Source organism: Candidatus Poriferisodalis sp., assembly GCF_965208555.1.
Taxonomy (GTDB): Bacteria; Actinomycetota; Acidimicrobiia; order Acidimicrobiales; family Poriferisodalaceae; genus Poriferisodalis.
Genome location: NZ_OZ242342.1, coordinates 1,040,522 through 1,057,354 on the forward strand (window position 1 = coordinate 1,040,522; position 16,833 = coordinate 1,057,354).

Genomic DNA, 16,833 nt, shown 5'->3' on the forward strand with positions numbered 1-16,833 from the left:
CGAGCGGGTCACTTGACGCGCGGGTACAGCGGCTCGCCGGTCGACACCGGCAGGCCGCCTGGGTAGCCGCCCCACGCGGCGGCCTCAGGCAGACGCTGGCCGGCGACTGAGCCTTCCATGCCGATGCGCCGCCACACCTCCTCGCAGCCCCGCGGCGTCGCCACCGACGCCAAGATCGCCACGATGCGCAGCGCTTCGAGCGCGTCGCCCAGCACGGCGTCCACGTCGGGACCCGGCTCTGCCTTCCACGGCTCGGTCGACTCGAGCAGGGCATTCGTCTCGCGGATGATCCGCCAGGTGGCGTCGAGTGCTTCCGAGGGCGCCAGGCGCTCCCAGGCACCGGCGGTCTCCGCGACGCAGCTTGCCACCGCCTCAGCCAGCGGGCTGTCGGGACGCGGCGCCGGCCCGATGCCGCCGCACTTGCGGCCGATCACGGTGGCCACCCGGCTCATCAGGTTGCCCAGGTTGTTGGCCAGGTCGGCGTTGTAGCGGGCCACCATGCCTTCATAGGAGAAATCCCCGTCGGGGCCGAAGGCCTGATCGTGCAGGAAGTGGTGCCGCACGCCGTCGCTGCCAAAGTCGTCCACCAAATCGCCCGGCGCAATCTGGTTGAGCGCCGTCTTGGACATCTTCTCGCCGCCCACCAGCAGGAAGCCGTGCACGTGTACCCGGCGTGGCGGCAGCAGCCCGCCGCTCATCAGCATCGCCGGCCAATACACGCAATGAAAGCGCAGGATGTCCTTGCCGATGAGGTGCACACCGGGCCAGCGATGGGCGAACTGAGCCTCTTCGCTGGCGTAGCCCGCCGCAGTGATGTAGTTGGTGAGAGCGTCGAACCAGACGTAGGTGACATGGTCGGGATCCCAAGGGATGGGGATGCCCCAGTCCAGCGATGTTCGGCTGATCGAGAAATCCTGCAGGCCGCCGCGGATGAATCCCAGTGCCTCGTTGCGCTTGGTCGCCGGAACAACGAAGTCCGGATGGGCTTCGTACCAGTCCAGCAGCGGTTGGGTATAGCGGCTGAGCGAGAAGAAGTAGTTCTCCTCGGTGACGTGCTCGACGGGGCGTCCGTGGATGCGGCAGTTGCCGTCGTCGAGATCGTCCTCGGTGAAGTAGGCCTCGCAGCTCACGCAGTAGAGACCCTCGTAGGTCTGCAGCGTGATGTCGCCGTTGTCGTAGCAGGCTTGCAGCAGCTGCTGCACCGAGTGGTGATGGCGGGGCTCGCTGGTGCGAATGAAGTCGTCGTTGGCGATGTCGAGCTGCTGCCACGCCTCCTGGAAGCGCACCACGGTGCGATCCGCCCACTCGATGGGCGTGCAGCCGTTCTGCTCTGCCGCCCGCTGCACCTTGAGACCGTGCTCGTCAGTGCCGGTCAGGAACATCACGTCGTCTCCGCACAGCCGCTTCCAGCGGGCGATCGCGTCGGCGGTGATGGTCGTGTACGCGTGCCCGATGTGGGGGGCGTCGTTCACGTAGTAGATCGGCGTCGTGACGTAGTAGGAGGCCACGCCTGCAGGGTAGTGACGGGCAACAACTGCGCCCGCTGCGGAGGCATCTGTGTCTGCCGGCAGAGCTGCTTAGCTGCGTTCGCGGGCGAGCTCGGTGGCCAGCGGGTACACGCGGTTGCGGCTCACGCCGAGACGCTGCGCCACTGCGACAGCTGCATCGCGCGCGCTGGCGCCGGTGTCAAGCTCGGCGTTCAATTCGGCGCAGATCCGGGCGTCGCTGACGGCCGGCGGTGGCGGCGGTCCGACCACGACCACGATCTCGCCCTTGGGCGGCTCGGCATATCTGGCCGCCAGATCGGCGAGGGTGCCGCGCACCACTTCCTCGTGCAGCTTGGTGAGCTCGCGTACAACCGCTGCGGGCCGGTCGGCCCCGCACGATGCAGCCAGATCGGCCAGCGTTGCGCCGAGACGCTTCGGTGATTCGAACAGCACCGTCGTTCGCTGCTCAGCGGCAATTTCCGCAAGGCGCGTCATGCGGGCACTCCCGCTGCGAGGCAGGAAGCCCTCCATCACCCAGCGCTGCGCGGGCAGGCCCGACACCGCCAATGCCGCAACCGGCGCCGACGGGCCCGGCACCACGCTGACGCCGAAACCCGCTGCTGCGGCGGCAGCCACCAAGCGCTGCCCCGGATCGGACACAGTGGGCATGCCTGCATCGGTGACGTACGCGGCGGTCTCCCCCGCCGCGAGCCGCTCGACGATGTCCGGCGTCGCGGCGGCCTCGTTGTGCTCGTGCAGGGCGACCAACCGACGCCCCCCGATGCCCAGCCGCTGGAGCAGCAGGCCGGTGCGGCGGGTGTCCTCACACGCCACGAACGAGACATCGCGCAGCACCTCGACTGCCCGGGGAGCGATGTCGGCCAGGTTGCCGATGGGCGTCGCCACAAGCCACAGCCGAGGTTCGGGCGCGCTCATGTGTCGAGCCGCACGTCAAGCGTGTCGCCGGCAGCAATGCCCCACCGCTCGAAGGCGCCCGCTTGGGCTTCGATCACCGACCGGGCCGCGAGCCGGGGGCGGCCGATCCGTCCCGGCGGCATCGTCACCACATCGATCACGCATCCGCGCGCATCCAGGAAGGCCACGTCGATGTCGAAGCTCATCCCGATGGTGTGCACGGCGCGGCATCGTTCGATCAGCAACGCCCCGGTCAGCTCGTCACGCCCCAGCAGGCCCCGCCGGCGCTCCGAACGGGCACGAGCAACCTCGAGGCTCGCCACCACCCTGTCGCCACATGCCAACCACGGCATGGCTACACGTTGAAGCGGAACTCCACGACGTCGCCATCGCGCATCGGATAGTCCTTCCCCTCGATCCGCAGGCGGCCGGCATCCCGTGCGGCAGACCACGAGCCTAAATCGAGCAGTTCAGCCCAGTCGATCACCTCGGCCCGGATGAAGCCGCGTTCGAAGTCGGTGTGGATCCGCCCAGCGCACTGCGGTGCACGCCAGCCGGCCCGGAAGGTCCACGCGCGGGACTCCTTCTCGCCGGTGGTCAGGAACGTGCGCAGGCCCAGCAGTCCGTGGGCGGCCGTGACAAACCGCTCCAGCGCCCCCACGCCCAATCCGAGTCCCTCCAGCAGCTCGGCGCGCCCCGCCGAGTCGAGTTGCGCGGCCTCGGCCTCGAGCTGCACGCACAGCGGCAGCACCGTGGCGCCCGGCAGCTCGGCTTCGATGGGGGCTGCGAGCTCCGCCGCGGCGTCGAGCTGATCCTCGCCGAGGTTCAGCACCGCCATGACCGGTTTGTCAGTCAGCAAGAAATGGCTCCGCAGTGCGGCGCGGTGGGGGTGCTCACCGGTCCCATCGCATGTCGCGGTCAGCGGCCAAGCGCGGAACAGCGGCGTGCCCGCTTCGAGATGAGCCAGCGCCGCTTCGAGCGCGGCTGCCTCGGCGCCGAGCGCGGTGTCCGACGGCCGGCTGCGCGCCGCCTTGCGCCGGCGGTCGATCCGAGACTCGACCGTCTCAAGGTCGGCCAGCGTCAGCTCCGTCTCCACGATGCCCAGGTGCTCAAGCGGGTCGGCGGGACCGGGCACATCGGCGTCGGAGAAGGCCCGCAGGACGAAGGCGATCGCATCCACCTCGCGGATCCCCGCCAGGAACCGGTTGCCCAGTCCCTCGCCCTTGCTGGCGCCCTCCACGAGTCCCCCGATGTCGATGAACTCGGTGGTCGTGGGCACCACGCGGCGGCTGGCGCTCATGTCGGCGAGCGCGTCCAGCCGGGCGTCAGGCACCCGAGCCACGCCGATATTCGGATCAGTGGTTGCGAACGCGTAGGGAGCGGCGAGCGCCCCGCCGCCGGCCAGGGAATTGAACAGCGACGACTTCCCCGCATTGGGCAGGCCCACGAACCCAAAGCGCTCCATCGCCGGGCGAGGCTAGTGAGAGGCCGAGCGGTCGGGCGATGCGAATCGCAGCGTGCAAGACTTCGCCGGGTCGGGTGCGCACCCGAGACATCCACTGACGGGGAGGAACCCATGGGACCGCTGCAGGGACTCAAGGTGATCGAGCTGGCCGGCATCGGCCCAGGGCCGTTCTGCGCCATGCTGCTCGCAGATCTGGGCGCGGATGTGATCCGCATCGATCGCATGACACCCGAAGACCTCGGCATCGACCGGGGCCGCAGGTTCAACGTGCTCAACCGGGGCCGGCGTTCGGTCGCGGTCGACCTCAAATCGCCCGACGGCGTCGAGACCGTCCTCAAGCTGGTCGAACAGGCTGACGCACTGATCGAAGGGTTCCGCCCCGGCGTGACCGAGCGACTGGGACTCGGACCGGACGAGTGCTTCGCTCGCAATCCCAAGCTGGTCTACGGCCGCATGACCGGCTGGGGCCAGGAAGGGCCGATGTCGCACGCCGCCGGCCACGACATCAACTACATCGCGCTGACCGGCGCGCTGCATGCCATCGGACCGGCCGAAGCACCGAGCCCGCCGCTCAACCTGGTAGGCGACTTCGGCGGCGGCGGCATGTACTTGGCCTTCGGCGTGTGTGCTGCGCTGCTCGAGGCTCGCGACTCGGGGCAGGGCCAGGTCGTGGACGCCGCCATGACCGAGGGCGCTGCATCGCTGATGGCTGCCATCTACGGCATCTACGGCTCGGGCGGCTGGGCTGACGAGCGGGAGTCCAATTTCCTCGACGGCGGCGCCTACTACTACGGCGTGTACGAGACCTCCGACGGCAAGTTCGTCTCGGTCGGTTCGATCGAAGGCAAGTTCCACGACGAGCTGCTCGAGCTGACCGGGCTGGCCGATGCACCGACGGTGGACCGCAACGACCGGGACGCATGGGCCGACAAGCGGGCTCGCCTGGCCGAGGTCATCAAGACCAAGACCCGCGACGAGTGGGACGAGATCATGAGCGGTTCCGATGTCTGCTATGCGCCAGTGCTGGACCTGTCGGAGGCCCCCCACCACCCGCACAACGTGGCTCGCGGCAGCTTTGTGGAGGTCGAAGGCGTGATGCAGCCGGCACCGGCACCGCGGTTCAGCCGCACACCGGGTGCCGTCGCCCGGCCGCCGGCCTCGCCGGGCGAGAACACCGACGAGGTGCTGGCCGACTGGGGCTTCGACGCAGACGACATCGAAAAACTCCACGAGGTAGGCGCAGTCGGCTGAGCCGCAGGGGCTGAGCCGGATCGTGTCGATAGCCTGAGACGCCTATGTCGAAGCGCACCAACAAGCGAAAGCTCCGGGCGCGCCGCAGCAAGGCCAACCACGGCAAGCGGCCCAACTGCGGCCGCGGCTGACGCGCTGTCGCCGACCGCTGCAGCGGTCGGCGTGAGGGCTCACCTCTTGGCGCATCGGCTCGGCTGCCACTGCGAACCCCGGTGGACCGGCCATCATTTGCACGGTGCGTAAGTTCGGCACACGAGCGTTGGTGAATGCGCTGGTCCTGACCGCCATGATGGGCGGCGCGTGCCAAGTCCAACCAGACGCCGACACGACTCCGGTCGAAGCCGAGCCAGCCGTCGTCGAGCCGCCCGAGACCTCGGACCGCGCAACGGCGACGTCCGGATTTCCCTCGCCGACCTTGCCGGCGCGCGCAGCTGATCCCGAGGACGGACCGACATCGAGCGAGCCGTCCGGCGATACCGGGCTGACGGACGATCCTGAGACGTCCGAGGAAGGCATCGACGATCAGCCCGCAGTCGAGCAGGAGCCCGAACCGGATGTCAACCAGGTCGATGCGGCCGATCCGGACCGGCTGCCGCCAGGTCTCGAGGCAGTGCTGCGTGAGTCGTTTCCGGATTCCGCACCCGCGTTGCACACCGAGGCGGCACGGGGCGATCTGAACGCCGACAGCAGCGAGGACCTCGCTGTGCACCTCGAGCCTCGATCCGCCGACTCGCCGCAGCCGCACCTGCTGGTGCCGGTGATCGACACCGGCGGGACCTTCGACGTGGGGCCGTCGGTGGCATTGGGCCGTCGCATCATCGTCGACACCCTCGGCATCCACGACGGCGAGATCGAGGTGTCGTTTTTCGAGCGCTCGCCGGGCGAGCCGCTGACGCTGATCACGAGACGAACCACCCTGTCGATCAGCCACGGCAGCGCTGGCTCAGCAGGTTGGGACGTCACCGTCACCCGTGTCGAGCCGATCGACCGTGCGCCGACGCTCCACATCGCCCGGCCGGCCATCGCGGTGGCGTTCGACCTCGATGGCATCGGCGCCGTCTTGACCGACCGGATCGGACTGCGCGAACGGCACCGGTATGTCATTCATGCCGCCCAGGACGAGGTGATGGTGGCGACGCTCGTGGCGCCGGCGGGCGTCTGGCTGGAGGCGCGCCTCGGCGCCTCCGCCGCATTGGTGCCCATGGCCGAGCGCACCCAGAGATTCGCCGTCCGCGTGCCGGACAGCGGCGCGTGGAGCGTCACCGTCGCATCTGCTCTCCCCGAGCCGGCGGACTACCGGCTCTCGGTCGAGGTGTTCCCGCCGGGGCTCGCCGACCACGTCGACATCCGCGGCCCCGACGATTTCTGGTCCAGCTCCCACATGTCGCCGCCAGCGCTGCCGGACGAGGGCCCTGTCGTCTATCTCACGTTCGACGACGGTCCTCATCCCGTCTACACGCCGCAAATCCTCGACGTGCTGGCGCGCCACGGGGCCAAGGCGACATTCTTCGTCGTGGGCTACCTGGCGGAGCGCTACCCGCTGATCGTGCAGCGGATCGCGCACGAAGGCCACACCCTCGCCAACCACTCCTGGGACCACCACTCCCTTGCCCGAGTCTCGAGGGCTGCATTCGACCGCTCCGTCGAGCGCACTCAAGAGGTCTTGGGACCGCTCGCCACCCCGTGCCTCCGGCCTCCCTATTGGGATGTGGGCCGCTTCACCGAGGAATGGTCGAACGACTTGGGTCTGAAGCTGGTCGGCTGGACCTACTCCCCGAGCGACTGGGAACGGCCGCCGGCCAAGACGATTGCCAACCGCGTTGTCGCCAGAACGTCTCCCGGCGCAGTCATCCTGCTGCACGACGGCGGCGGTCCCCGCTCGGCAACGGTTCGCGGACTCGACATGGCCCTCGAACGGCTCTCGGACAGCGGACTCGAGTTCAAGCCGCTGTGCCGCTAGCGCACTCCGCCACGGCTGGGGGTGCTGTCATGTCGCCCCGGCCGGCGGCGCGTCAGGAAGGCGCGCCCGACGACAAGTCGACGAAGAGGCCAAGCTCGTCCAGCAGCACCTGCGACAGCCAGCGCCCGCCGAGGGTGCTGAGGTGGACGCCGTCAGTGAGCCGCACATCGGCAAGCTGACCGTCAGCATCGGCCACATAGCGGCTGAAGCCGCCATTCGGCCCTCGGAACAGGTTGCGCGTGTCCACGTAGTGCACACGATCCCGCTTGGCGGCTTCGGCACGGAAAATCTCGTTTACCTGCTGCATCCGCGAGTCGTACGTCGGGTCCTCCATGATCGGCTGGCCGACCCAGATCAGGACGCGGTCGGGGTCGGTTGTCACCAGGTCCATGACATGCCCGACTCGTGCCGAATACTCCGCCACCCAGGCATCGGAGAAGCGGCGTGCGATCTGGCCGTCCACCACGATTGCCTGCGCGTCATTGCCGCCGAACATCAGCACGACCGCATCGGGGTCTTCAGCCGCCATGACCTCGACGATGCGGGTCGGCCAGTCATAGAAGTCGGGACGGCTCAGACCGCTGGAGAGCTGGTGCTCTGTGGAGGCCTCGATCACGCCGGTGTCGTTGGCCAGCCCCACCATGACGTGGCCGAAGAACTGCACCATGGAGTCGCCCATGATGTGCAGCCTCAGCGGTTCGGCAGGCGTCGGGAACCACGCCACGGTCGTGACCGGCGCGATGGTCGCCGGGCCGTCGGCGGACACTGCTTGGTCCGCGCCTTGCGAGCTCACCGCCGCGGAGGCAACGACGACGCCGGCACTGTCCGGATCGGCCGCCGCGGCATCTCCGCGGGTCTCCTCGACCGTCCCGCCTCCGGCGTCAGCACTGAACGAATCAGCCGTCGCACCGGGATCGGTGACCGATCGACCGAAGGCCTCATCGACCCACAAGCGCGGCAGGTGCAGCCCGACGGCGCTGGACGCACCCTCGACCGGTTCCCACACTGCTACCGACACGTCGCGCTCGGCGCCGAATGGCTTCTGCTGAGCCTCGCGCAGCAGTTGCTGCGAGTTGAGCACGATCGCCAGCGCCAGCGCCAGCGCGCCCGCCAGCAAGACCTTGCCGGCCGGCATGCCGCTGCGACGGTCGGTGGCACCCAGGCGCGCAAGGGTTCCGACGGTGGAGGCCGGGGAATCGGGCGGAGCGTGCGATACCTGCATGGCTCAGAACTGGAAGTAGATGAACGGGGCGACACCCGTCGGACCGAGAACGTCGATCGCCACCAGCGAGATGCCCACCACGGCGCCCTGGGCCGCCCAGCCGAGGCTGGCGAAGCCGTCCCGCAGCTGGTCGAACCAGTCGGTGGGCATGAACTGGAACGCGAGAGCACCGAACGTGACCGCGATCACCAGCGGCGTGGCAGTGCCGGCGTAGTTGTCGAAGCTGGCCATCGCACCGAGCATCTCCATCGCCGCCGTCAGCGACTCGGAACGGAAGAACACCCACGCCAGGCACACCACGTGGAACGTGACCAGCCAGCGCGCCATCTCACCGAGGCCCCCCGGCAAGACGGGCGGCGCACCGCTGCGCTCCCGCTGCTCGCGCACCAGCCGCTCCACGGCCAGAACGACGCCGTGGATGCCGCCCCAGATGACGAAGTTCCAGGTGCTGCCATGCCACAGACCGCCAAGCAGCATGACGATCATGAGGTTGCGGTAGGTGTTGGCGCGGCCCTTCCTGTTGCCGCCCAGCGGCACATACAGGTAGTCGCGCAGCCAGCGGGACAGGGTCATATGCCAGCGCCGCCAGAAGTCCTGCAGGGTCAGCGCCCGGTAAGGATTGTCGAAGTTCTGCGGGAAGCGGAAGCCGAGCAGCAGCGCCACGCCGATGGCGATGTCGGTGTAGCCGGAGAAGTCCGCATAGATCTGGACCGCGTAGGCATACACCGCCAGCACCACTTCGGGGCCGCTGTGGGCGCTCGGATCGGCGAACACGCCGTCCACGATCTCGCTGGCCAGGAAGCTGGAGATCACCACCTTCTTGAACAGACCGTTCAGGATCAGCCCGAATGCCTCCGCCGCGGGCACGTACCGGGGGTCGGGCCGGGCCGCGAGCTGCGGCGCCATCTCCGACGCCCGCACGATCGGACCGGCCACCAGCTGCGGGAAGAACGACAGGTACACCGCGAAGTCCAGCGGCGCCATCTCCCGGATGCGTCCCCGGCCGATGTCGATGATGTAGCTCATCGCTTGGAACGTGTAGAAGGAGATGCCGACCGGCAGCGTGTACTCGAGCACCGGCAAGCTGCCCGTGATGCCGAAGCCCTCGAGCAGGTTGGACATCTCGACGGCAAAGAAGTCCCAGTACTTGAACACGCCGAGGATCACGAGGTTGGCGGCGACGCCGAGCCCGACCCACCAGCGTCTCCCCTCCGTGGCGCTCATGGAAGCGAAATGCCCCGCAACCCAGTTGATGACGATGGTGGTGAGCAGCAGGAAGACGAAGCGCCAGCTCCACCAGCCGTAGAACACGATGCTGGCCGCGAGCATGAGCGGCTTCCACAGGGCCGGATGCGGCCGTGTCAGCCAGTTGACGACGAAAACGACGACGAAGAATGCTCCGAAGACGAACGTCGGGAACAGCATGCGCAGCCGAACATACTTGCGAGCCCGTTGTGAGCACCGACAGCGGTGACCTGAGGCGTTCGCGTATGACAACCCCTGAAGCGCTCGCAGATGACTGGCTGACGGTCGAACCCGACGCTGCGATGCGCCGCTCGATCGAAGCCGAGCGCCACCGTCCCGAATGGGTGCAGGCCCACTTCGGCAGCGTCATCCGGTTCGGCACGGCCGGGATGAGGGCGACGTGGGGTCCGGGGCCGGCTCGCATGAACCGTGTCATGGCTCGGGTGGCCGCGCGCGCTGTCGGTGCAGAGCTTGTGGCCAGCGGGCTGGGCGACCGCGGCGCGGTGGTGGGATTCGATGCGCGCCCTGGCTCCGCGGAGATGGCATTCGATGCCGCTCGGCTGCTCGCTGGCATGGGCATCCCGGCAGCCATCATCGACGGAGCGGCGCCGACGCCCCTGCTGGCACGGCAGCTGCTCGCCCGTTCCGCAGGGGCGGGACTCATGGTCACCGCCAGTCACAACCCTCGCGACGACAACGGCCTGAAGGTGTACTGGTCCGACGGCACGCAGATCCGGCCGCCGCTCGACCGGCGCATCGAAGATCGCATGGATCTGTCGTCGCTTCCCGACGACAGAGACCTGGTGGCCCGTCATGAGGTCGAAATGCTCGACGTGCGGGCGGCGATCGCCGAGTACGTCGGCGCTGCTGTGCGCCGTCCTGCGGTTGACCCGGACGGTCGGCCACCCGACGCTGGGAACGTGCCGCCGATCGTCTACACGGCACTGTGCGGCGTGGGCTCCCAGACCCTGAACCATGCGTTTGCGACGGCGGGCCTGCCGCCCCCGATCTATGTGGAGCACCAACGGCATCCCGACGGGTCGTTCCCGGGACTGCCGTTCCCGAACCCGGAGGAACCGGGCACGCTCGACGACGCGATAGCCCTCGCTGAGCATCGGGATGTCGATCTCGTTCTCGCCAACGATCCCGATGCTGATCGGCTGGCGGTGGCGGTTCGGGATCAGGCCGGCTCGTGGCATCGCCTGAGCGGCGACGAACTGGGTGTGCTGCTGTGCGACTGGCTGATCGAGCTGCAGCGTGACCGGCTGCCCGCGAAACCGCTCATCTCGGCGTCGTCGGTGGTATCGGGACGGATGGTCGAGGCGCTGTGCGCGGCTCGCGGCGTGGCTCACCACCGCACACTCACCGGATTCAAGTGGATCATGGAGCCCCGGCTCAGCCAGCCTGATGCACGCTGGGTGTTCGGCTACGAGGAGGCCCTGGGCTACTCGGTCACCGACGCCGTGCTCGACAAGGACGGCATCTCGGCCGCGGTGGAATTCGCGCGGCTGGCCAGCACTTTGGCTGCTCGTGGCATCGGCCCGCTCGAGCGGCTGGACGAGCTGGCCGCCGAGGTCGGGCTTCATGTCACCGCCGCAATGTCGGTGCGTGCCGGCAACGAGGAGATCGCCGCGGCCATGGCCCGCGCGCGGGCACATCCGCCCCGCACGATCGCCGGTCGTTCCATCGTGAAGTTCACGGATTGGCTCGACGGTGATGCCGCGCAACGGGCAGACCTCATCGAGTTGGAGTTGGCTCCGACCACGACGGACGGTCCCGGCGATGAACCTGAGGCCCGCCTGCGCATCTGCATCCGGCCGAGCGGCACCGAGCCCAAGGCGAAGATCTACCTCGAAGCGACGATGCCGCACCCAGGTGACGTCAGCACCGAGCGCCGTCGCCTGCAGGCCTTGCTCGACGCCACCGCCGAGCAGACCGTGGCTTTGTTCTTCAGCCCCGAGTGAGACGGCGGCTGGCTTCTAGAGAAGGCCGGCGGCCAACTCGTCGAGCGGCACGGCCGGCCGGGTGCCCACGTGAGAGATGACTTCGGCGGCGGCCACCGAGCCCAGGCGCCCGCAGTGCTCCAGGTCGTAACCATTGGCGAGGCCGTACAGCACACCCGCCGCATACAGGTCGCCTGCACCGGTGCGGTCGACCACCTCGTCGACCGGTTCGACAGGGATCTCCACGATCTCGTCGGGTGTCACCAACACAGCGCCCGAGGCCGACAGCGTGACCGATGCAATGTCCACCTGGCCCTGCACCGCGGCCAGCGCTTCGTCGAGGTCGTCGGTCTGGTACAGAGCCTTGAGCTCGGCTGAATTGGCGAACAGCACGTTGGTGCATCGGTCGACCATGTCGATGAACTCGCGCCGGTGACGTTCCACGCAGAATGAATCCGACAGGCTGAGTGCGACCCGGCAGTCGTTGCCGGGCGCAGCACAGTGCTCGGCCACTTCTCGCAGCGCGGCCCGGGCCGCCGTGGGGTCCCACAGGTACCCCTCCAGCAGCACCGTGCGGGCACGGTCCACCATGTCCCAGTCCACATCCGCAGGAGCGAAACCCGCCGATGCTCCCAGGTAGGTGCTCATCGTCCGTTCGCCGTCGGGCGTGATCACTACCGTGCAGCGCCCGGTCGGGTCATCACGCGGTGCCCTCGCAGTGGCTTGCGTGACCCCGTGTGCAGCCATATCGGCGATGAACAGATCGCCGAGCCCGTCTGCGCAGACACGCCCCATGTAGCCGGCCCGGCCGCCGAGCGCAGCAATGCCGAGCATGGTGTTGGCGACCGAGCCCCCGGGAGTCATCTCGTCGGCGCCGCCGAGCAGTTCCACCATTGCGGCGAGCTCCGTCGCACGCTGGGTGTCCACCAGCGTCATCGCCCCCTTGACGATGCCCAAGCCGTCTACGACGGCATCATCGGCGCGCAGCAGCACGTCCACCATCGCATTCCCGATGCCGACCACATCAAGCGGCTCCCCCAAGCTCACGCCCGCGGGCTTAGCACCTCGGCGCACCCATCTGCCGCGTTTCGCAGGGCGTCGGTAGTGTGCGCGCCGTGACGCTTCTGACTGACAGCTCGCCCGACGCCAACCCGTACCGGCTGCCCCGAGACGTGCTGCCGATTCGCTACGACATCGTCATCGAGCCTGACATCGACGAGGCCCGCTTCGTCGGCGAAGTCGTGATCTCGGCAACGGTGCAGGCAGCCGTCGACAGCGTGATGCTGAACGCTGCCGACTTGGAGTGCAGCGAGGCAACGCTGCGGCAGAACGGGTCCGCCGTCGACGCCGAAGTGACGTTCCATCCGGAGACCGAACGGGTGACGCTGCGCCCCGTCGACGGCAGCGTTGTGGAGGTCGGCGACCTCCAGATTCGCTGCGAGTTTGCCGGCGAGCTGAACGACCAGCTCCGCGGCTTCTACCGGTCCACGTTCGTCGACGACGCCGGCGATGCACGCACCATCGCCACCACCCAGTTCGAGTCCACCAACGCCCGGCGAGCGTTCCCGTGCTTCGACGAGCCCGATTTCAAGGCCGTCTTCGGCGTCACCATGATCGTGCCTGCCGATCTCATGGCGGTGAGCTGCGGTGAGCTGGTGTCATCAGAGATCCTCGCCGATGGCCGCCGCCGCGACACGTTCGCCGACACCATGCAGATGTCGACCTACCTGATGGCGTTCATCGTCGGCGACCTCGAGGCGACTGAGCCAACCGACGTCGGCGGCGTACCGCTGCGGATCGTGCATGTGCGGGGCCGGTCGGCGCTGACCGGGTTCGGTCTGGAGGCCGGCGCGTTCGCTCTCGCCTGGCTGGTCGACTACTACGGCATTCCCTACCCGGGCACCAAGGTGGACCTCATCGCCGTGCCGGACTTCGCGTTCGGCGCCATGGAGAACATGGGTGCCATCACCTTCCGCGAGACGCTGCTGCTGGCGGACCCGCAGAAGGCCACCACCGCCGAGCTGCTGCGCATCGTCGATGTGATCGCGCACGAGCTGGCGCACATGTGGTTCGGCAATCTCGTGACCATGGACTGGTGGAACGGCATCTGGCTGAAGGAGGCCTTCGCCACCTTCATGCAGGTGGCCACCACCGACGCCTTCCGGCCAGAGTGGAAGCGCTGGGACGAATTCTCCATCGAGCGGGGGGCGGCGTTCGATGTGGACGCCCTGAGCACCACCCGACCCGTCGAGTACGAGGTGGTGTCCCCTGCCGATGCCGAGGGCATGTACGACGTGCTGACCTATGAGAAGGGCGCTGCCGTCGTGCGGATGCTCGAGCAATACCTGGGCCCCGACCGGTTCGCGGCGGGCGTGCAGCACTACCTGGAGCAGCACAGCTACGCGAACACCACCACGACCGACCTGTGGGACGCCTTGGAGACCTCCAGCGGCGAGCCGGTGCGGTCGGTCATGGACGGCTGGATCTTCACCGGCGGTTACCCGATCGTGTCGGTCGAACCGCATCGCGACGGGCTGAGAGTCACGCAGCACCGCTTCCTCTACGGAGGCGGCCCCTCAGCCGATGCCGATGGGTCCGAGGCAGAGATCTGGAGCGTGCCGGTGATGGTGCGCGCCCGCCTCGCTGGCGGAAGCACCGTCGAGCGGCGGCTCTTGCTGACGGACGACTCGGCGGTCGTGGATCTGGGCGGACCGGTGGAGTGGGCCGTAGTCAACTCGGGTGGGCACGGCTACTACCGCGTGCGCTACAGCGCTGACCTGCTCGCCGCCGTGTCGCGGCAGGCCCTCGAAGTGCTCGAGCCCATCGAGCGCTACGGCCTCGTGGACGACACCTACGCGGCCGTCGTCGCGGGCGATGCCACCGCCGCGGAGTTCATCGGGCTCGTGACCGACTTGGGTTCCGAGACCGACCTGCATGTATGGCAGCGGATGATCTGGGGACTCAAGGGCCTGCACGCAATCGCCGAGCCGGGCGGGCGCGAGACACTGGCCGTGCTCATCCGGGACCTGGCCACCACGGCCCTGGGCGTGCTGGGATTCGAGCCCCAGCCCGGCGAACCCGATCTCGAGCGCGAGCTGAGGGGCGTGCTGTTCGAGGCGGCAGGCGGCCGTGGACGCGACGAGCTGGTGCGAGCCCGCTCGCGGGAGATCTTCGAGGCCGCGATCTCCAACAGTGCCGCTGTCGAGCCGAACCTGGCCGCTGCAGCAGTGCAGGTCGCAGCAGCCGCAGGCGACGAAACCGACTACGAGCAGATGACCGAGCTGTACCGGTCGGCTGACACACCGCAGAGCGAGCTGCGCTACCTGCAGTCGCTGCTGCTGTTCGAAGACCTTGAGCTCTTCAAGCGGACGCTCGAACTGTTCGCCGCCGAAGTCCGCACGCAGAACGCTCCGTACCTGCTCGGCGCTGCGATGACGCATCTCGACCACGGTCCGGTGGCGTGGGCGTTCATTCGCAACCGGTGGAGCGAGCTGACCGATCGGTTCCCCCAGAACTCCATCTCCCGGATGGTCGGCGGGATACGCGCACTGCACACCCGTGAGCTGGCGCGGGAGGTGGAGGCCTTCTTCTCAGAGCACGAGGTGCCGCAGGGGGCGCTCACGGTGGCCCAGCACATCGAGAAGATGTGGGTCAACGTGCGACTGCGCGAGCGCGAGGGCGCCGGCATCGGCTGATGTTCGGGCGCCCGCCTCGACGGCCGATGCGGCCGGACGACGAGCTGTGGCTGTCACTGCGCGCACTGGCCGCGGCCGCAGCGCTGACCGCCGTGGTGATCTACTGGGCGCTGGTCATCGTGGACTAGGCGGGAGCGCTGATGGGCTGGGCATCTTCGACTCGTCGGCCCACCGCAGCATCATCGCGATGATGGTTCCCCACACGATGGGGATGCCCCCGAGCTTCATGATCAGCCCGGCCGTCTGCTGATCCGTCGCCGCGTCGAGACCGTAGAACCGGGGCGCCAGCTCGTAGGTGGCATAGAGGGGAAAGCCGGCGAAGGTCAGGAATCCTGCCGGCACTGCCGGAACGACACCGAGCGCCAGGAACAGGTACACCATCTTGCCGGGGTAGGCGCGCAGCCGGTGCTCGACCAGCGGCGAGCAGATCGGCAGCCACACGAGCACGCCTGAGACCAGCCACACCGCGTCCATGACGAACGAGCCGAACTGGTTTGCCCGCAACGTGTCCACGGCCCATGGCGAGTGCGTCGCGACGAGACATCCGTTGAACACCAGCCCGGCGAACACCGGCTGAGTGAGGCGAGTCATCACACGGTAGAGGCGCAGCTTCGCCAGGATCCTGCGGGCCATCGGCTCGGGGGTGCCCAGCACCAACAGCGGTGCTGCCACGAGCGTGTAGAGCATGAATTGCACCATGTGGGCCGAAGCCAGGTATCCCGCGCCCAGAACGCCGAGCGGCCAATCCGACGCCACCCAGAACGCCAGCACGCCGGCCAGGAACAGCCACGTCTGGCGGCGTTCGGTCGCAGCATCTGCGGGCTCGAGCCGATGCGGGCGCGCCGCACGAGCGCGGCGACGAGCCACCAGGTACGGGACAGCGATGGCCCCCGACGCCGCCCAGACGCCCGGATAGGCACGCCAGGACCAGCTCCACGGCACCTCGAGCGCAGAGCACCAGAATCGCATCGCTACAAGCCTGCCTCAGCCGGTTCGTCGGGTTCTATGCCGGCGAGGATCGGCAGGTCGTGGTCGAACTGGGTCTGCCGCGTCGGATGCGGGTACTGCGCGTAGCCGTAGCCGTTCGGGGCGTAGGCGAACACCCGGGCATCGTGAGCGATGTCGTAGTCGACGTCGCCGTGTTCCATGTCGCCCATTTCCATGTGATCATGATCGTCGGCCTCTGACGCCATCTGATGCGCGCTGGTCGTAGTGGTATCGAAGATCTTGATCGACGCCAGCGCTCCCAGCGCATTCTGCAGCTCGGTCAACTGCTGCTCGCTGTCGGGAATGAGCCCGACGAAGTCATCGCTGAACTGGTCGAGATAGGCGCGCAGCACCTCCGGCGTGTCCCGGGAGGGATCCACCGTCACGGCCAGCACGGCCACGTTCGGCGGGGCACCCGGACGGTTGAGCACGCTGGCGAGCTGTGCGAGCTGCACGCCGCAGATATCGGGACAGTTCGTGAACATCTGGTAGACGAGCCGCACTTGTCCCTGGGTATCGGCTGCCAGGTGAAAGTCGTTGCCGTCAGTGTCGGAGAACACCATCTCAGGCACCTGCCGCAGTTCGGATGCGGGCACCGCCAGTCCTTCGTATCGCGACTCGCCCTCCGCGCCGCTGCCGCACGCGGCCGCTGCCAGCACAACA

Annotated in this window: 15 protein-coding genes; 6 read left to right on the forward strand and 9 right to left on the reverse strand. The window is 68.2% G+C overall.

The annotated features are described in order from the left end of the window. Window positions 1-8: 8 nt before the first annotated feature. From ACOGXE_RS04830 to ychF, 4 genes are all read right to left on the reverse strand, one after another. Entirely contained in the window at window positions 9-1,508 is a 1,500-nt protein-coding gene (locus ACOGXE_RS04830; RefSeq protein WP_419932818.1) for a class I tRNA ligase family protein, read from the reverse strand. A gap of 69 nt (window positions 1,509-1,577) precedes the next feature. Continuing rightward, complete coding sequence (rsmI, locus tag ACOGXE_RS04835) at window positions 1,578-2,423, reverse strand: 16S rRNA (cytidine(1402)-2'-O)-methyltransferase (protein ID WP_419932819.1); 846 nt, start codon at window positions 2,421-2,423, stop codon at window positions 1,578-1,580. Further along, window positions 2,420-2,755: a DUF192 domain-containing protein gene (locus ACOGXE_RS04840; protein WP_419932820.1), complete on the reverse strand. Its 336-nt coding sequence runs from the start codon at window positions 2,753-2,755 to the stop codon at window positions 2,420-2,422. Before ACOGXE_RS04840 ends, rsmI begins: the two co-directional genes overlap by 4 nt. Window positions 2,756-2,757: 2 nt before the next feature. Then, on the reverse strand, window positions 2,758-3,867 hold the full coding sequence (gene ychF / locus ACOGXE_RS04845; protein WP_419932821.1) for a redox-regulated ATPase YchF: 1,110 nt from the start codon (window positions 3,865-3,867) through the stop codon (window positions 2,758-2,760). A gap of 111 nt (window positions 3,868-3,978) precedes the next feature. Between ychF and ACOGXE_RS04850 the strand changes: the two genes are divergently transcribed. From ACOGXE_RS04850 to ACOGXE_RS04860, 3 genes are all read left to right on the forward strand, one after another. Next, window positions 3,979-5,118: a CaiB/BaiF CoA transferase family protein gene (locus ACOGXE_RS04850; RefSeq protein WP_419932822.1), complete on the forward strand. Its 1,140-nt coding sequence runs from the start codon at window positions 3,979-3,981 to the stop codon at window positions 5,116-5,118. 44 nt (window positions 5,119-5,162) lie between these two features. After that, complete coding sequence (locus ACOGXE_RS04855; RefSeq protein ID WP_416246623.1) at window positions 5,163-5,249, forward strand: 50S ribosomal protein bL37; 87 nt, start codon at window positions 5,163-5,165, stop codon at window positions 5,247-5,249. 104 nt (window positions 5,250-5,353) lie between these two features. Then, window positions 5,354-7,078: a polysaccharide deacetylase family protein gene (locus ACOGXE_RS04860; RefSeq protein WP_419932823.1), complete on the forward strand. Its 1,725-nt coding sequence runs from the start codon at window positions 5,354-5,356 to the stop codon at window positions 7,076-7,078. Between the two features lie 52 nt (window positions 7,079-7,130). On the opposite strand, the gene ACOGXE_RS04865 is transcribed toward ACOGXE_RS04860, so the two are convergent. Then, entirely contained in the window at window positions 7,131-8,300 is a 1,170-nt protein-coding gene (locus ACOGXE_RS04865) for a DUF459 domain-containing protein (protein ID WP_419932824.1), read from the reverse strand. A 3-nt stretch (window positions 8,301-8,303) separates the two neighbouring features. Then, the gene (locus ACOGXE_RS04870; protein WP_419932825.1) at window positions 8,304-9,725 is read right to left on the reverse strand and encodes an MBOAT family O-acyltransferase; all 1,422 of its coding nucleotides are present in this window, start codon (window positions 9,723-9,725) and stop codon (window positions 8,304-8,306) included. Between the two features lie 65 nt (window positions 9,726-9,790). Here ACOGXE_RS04870 and ACOGXE_RS04875 point away from each other — a divergent pair, with 65 nt between their 5' ends. Beyond that, window positions 9,791-11,509, forward strand: a complete 1,719-nt coding sequence (locus tag ACOGXE_RS04875) for a phospho-sugar mutase (protein ID WP_419932826.1) — start codon at window positions 9,791-9,793, stop codon at window positions 11,507-11,509. A 15-nt stretch (window positions 11,510-11,524) separates the two neighbouring features. Here ACOGXE_RS04875 and ACOGXE_RS04880 read toward each other — a convergent pair whose 3' ends face one another. Beyond that, on the reverse strand, window positions 11,525-12,535 hold the full coding sequence (locus ACOGXE_RS04880) for an adenosine kinase (RefSeq protein ID WP_419932827.1): 1,011 nt from the start codon (window positions 12,533-12,535) through the stop codon (window positions 11,525-11,527). 68 nt (window positions 12,536-12,603) lie between these two features. Between ACOGXE_RS04880 and ACOGXE_RS04885 the strand changes: the two genes are divergently transcribed. Both ACOGXE_RS04885 and ACOGXE_RS04890 read left to right on the forward strand, forming a co-directional pair. Then, window positions 12,604-15,183 carry a M1 family metallopeptidase gene (locus ACOGXE_RS04885; RefSeq protein WP_419932828.1) on the forward strand — a complete coding sequence of 860 codons (2,580 nt, stop codon included), beginning with the start codon at window positions 12,604-12,606 and terminating at the stop codon, window positions 15,181-15,183. Beyond that, window positions 15,183-15,311, forward strand: coding sequence for a hypothetical protein (locus ACOGXE_RS04890; protein WP_419932829.1), 129 nt, complete (start codon window positions 15,183-15,185; stop codon window positions 15,309-15,311). Before ACOGXE_RS04885 ends, ACOGXE_RS04890 begins: the two co-directional genes overlap by 1 nt. On the opposite strand, the gene ACOGXE_RS04895 is transcribed toward ACOGXE_RS04890, so the two are convergent. Further along, entirely contained in the window at window positions 15,298-16,152 is an 855-nt protein-coding gene (locus ACOGXE_RS04895) for a cytochrome c oxidase assembly protein (RefSeq protein WP_419932830.1), read from the reverse strand. The genes ACOGXE_RS04890 and ACOGXE_RS04895 overlap by 14 nt on opposite strands. A gap of 2 nt (window positions 16,153-16,154) precedes the next feature. After that, on the reverse strand, window positions 16,155-16,766 hold the full coding sequence (locus ACOGXE_RS04900; protein ID WP_419932831.1) for an SCO family protein: 612 nt from the start codon (window positions 16,764-16,766) through the stop codon (window positions 16,155-16,157). Between the last annotated feature and the right edge of the window lie 67 nt (window positions 16,767-16,833).

What these genes read in the sequence shown, in the direction of transcription:
- ACOGXE_RS04850 (WP_419932822.1), top strand. Translation starts at nt 3,979, where the DNA reads ATGGGACCGCTGCAGGGACTCAAGGTGATCGAGCTGGCCGGCATCGGC.
- ACOGXE_RS04875 (WP_419932826.1), top strand. Translation starts at nt 9,791, where the DNA reads ATGACAACCCCTGAAGCGCTCGCAGATGACTGGCTGACGGTCGAACCC.
- ACOGXE_RS04870 (WP_419932825.1), bottom strand. Translation starts at nt 9,725, where the DNA reads ATGCTGTTCCCGACGTTCGTCTTCGGAGCATTCTTCGTCGTCGTTTTC.
- ACOGXE_RS04895 (WP_419932830.1), bottom strand. Translation starts at nt 16,152, where the DNA reads ATGCGATTCTGGTGCTCTGCGCTCGAGGTGCCGTGGAGCTGGTCCTGG.
- ychF (WP_419932821.1), bottom strand. Translation starts at nt 3,867, where the DNA reads ATGGAGCGCTTTGGGTTCGTGGGCCTGCCCAATGCGGGGAAGTCGTCG.
- ACOGXE_RS04890 (WP_419932829.1), top strand. Translation starts at nt 15,183, where the DNA reads ATGTTCGGGCGCCCGCCTCGACGGCCGATGCGGCCGGACGACGAGCTG.
- ACOGXE_RS04840 (WP_419932820.1), bottom strand. Translation starts at nt 2,755, where the DNA reads ATGCCGTGGTTGGCATGTGGCGACAGGGTGGTGGCGAGCCTCGAGGTT.
- rsmI (WP_419932819.1), bottom strand. Translation starts at nt 2,423, where the DNA reads ATGAGCGCGCCCGAACCTCGGCTGTGGCTTGTGGCGACGCCCATCGGC.
- ACOGXE_RS04855 (WP_416246623.1), top strand. Translation starts at nt 5,163, where the DNA reads ATGTCGAAGCGCACCAACAAGCGAAAGCTCCGGGCGCGCCGCAGCAAG.
- ACOGXE_RS04865 (WP_419932824.1), bottom strand. Translation starts at nt 8,300, where the DNA reads ATGCAGGTATCGCACGCTCCGCCCGATTCCCCGGCCTCCACCGTCGGA.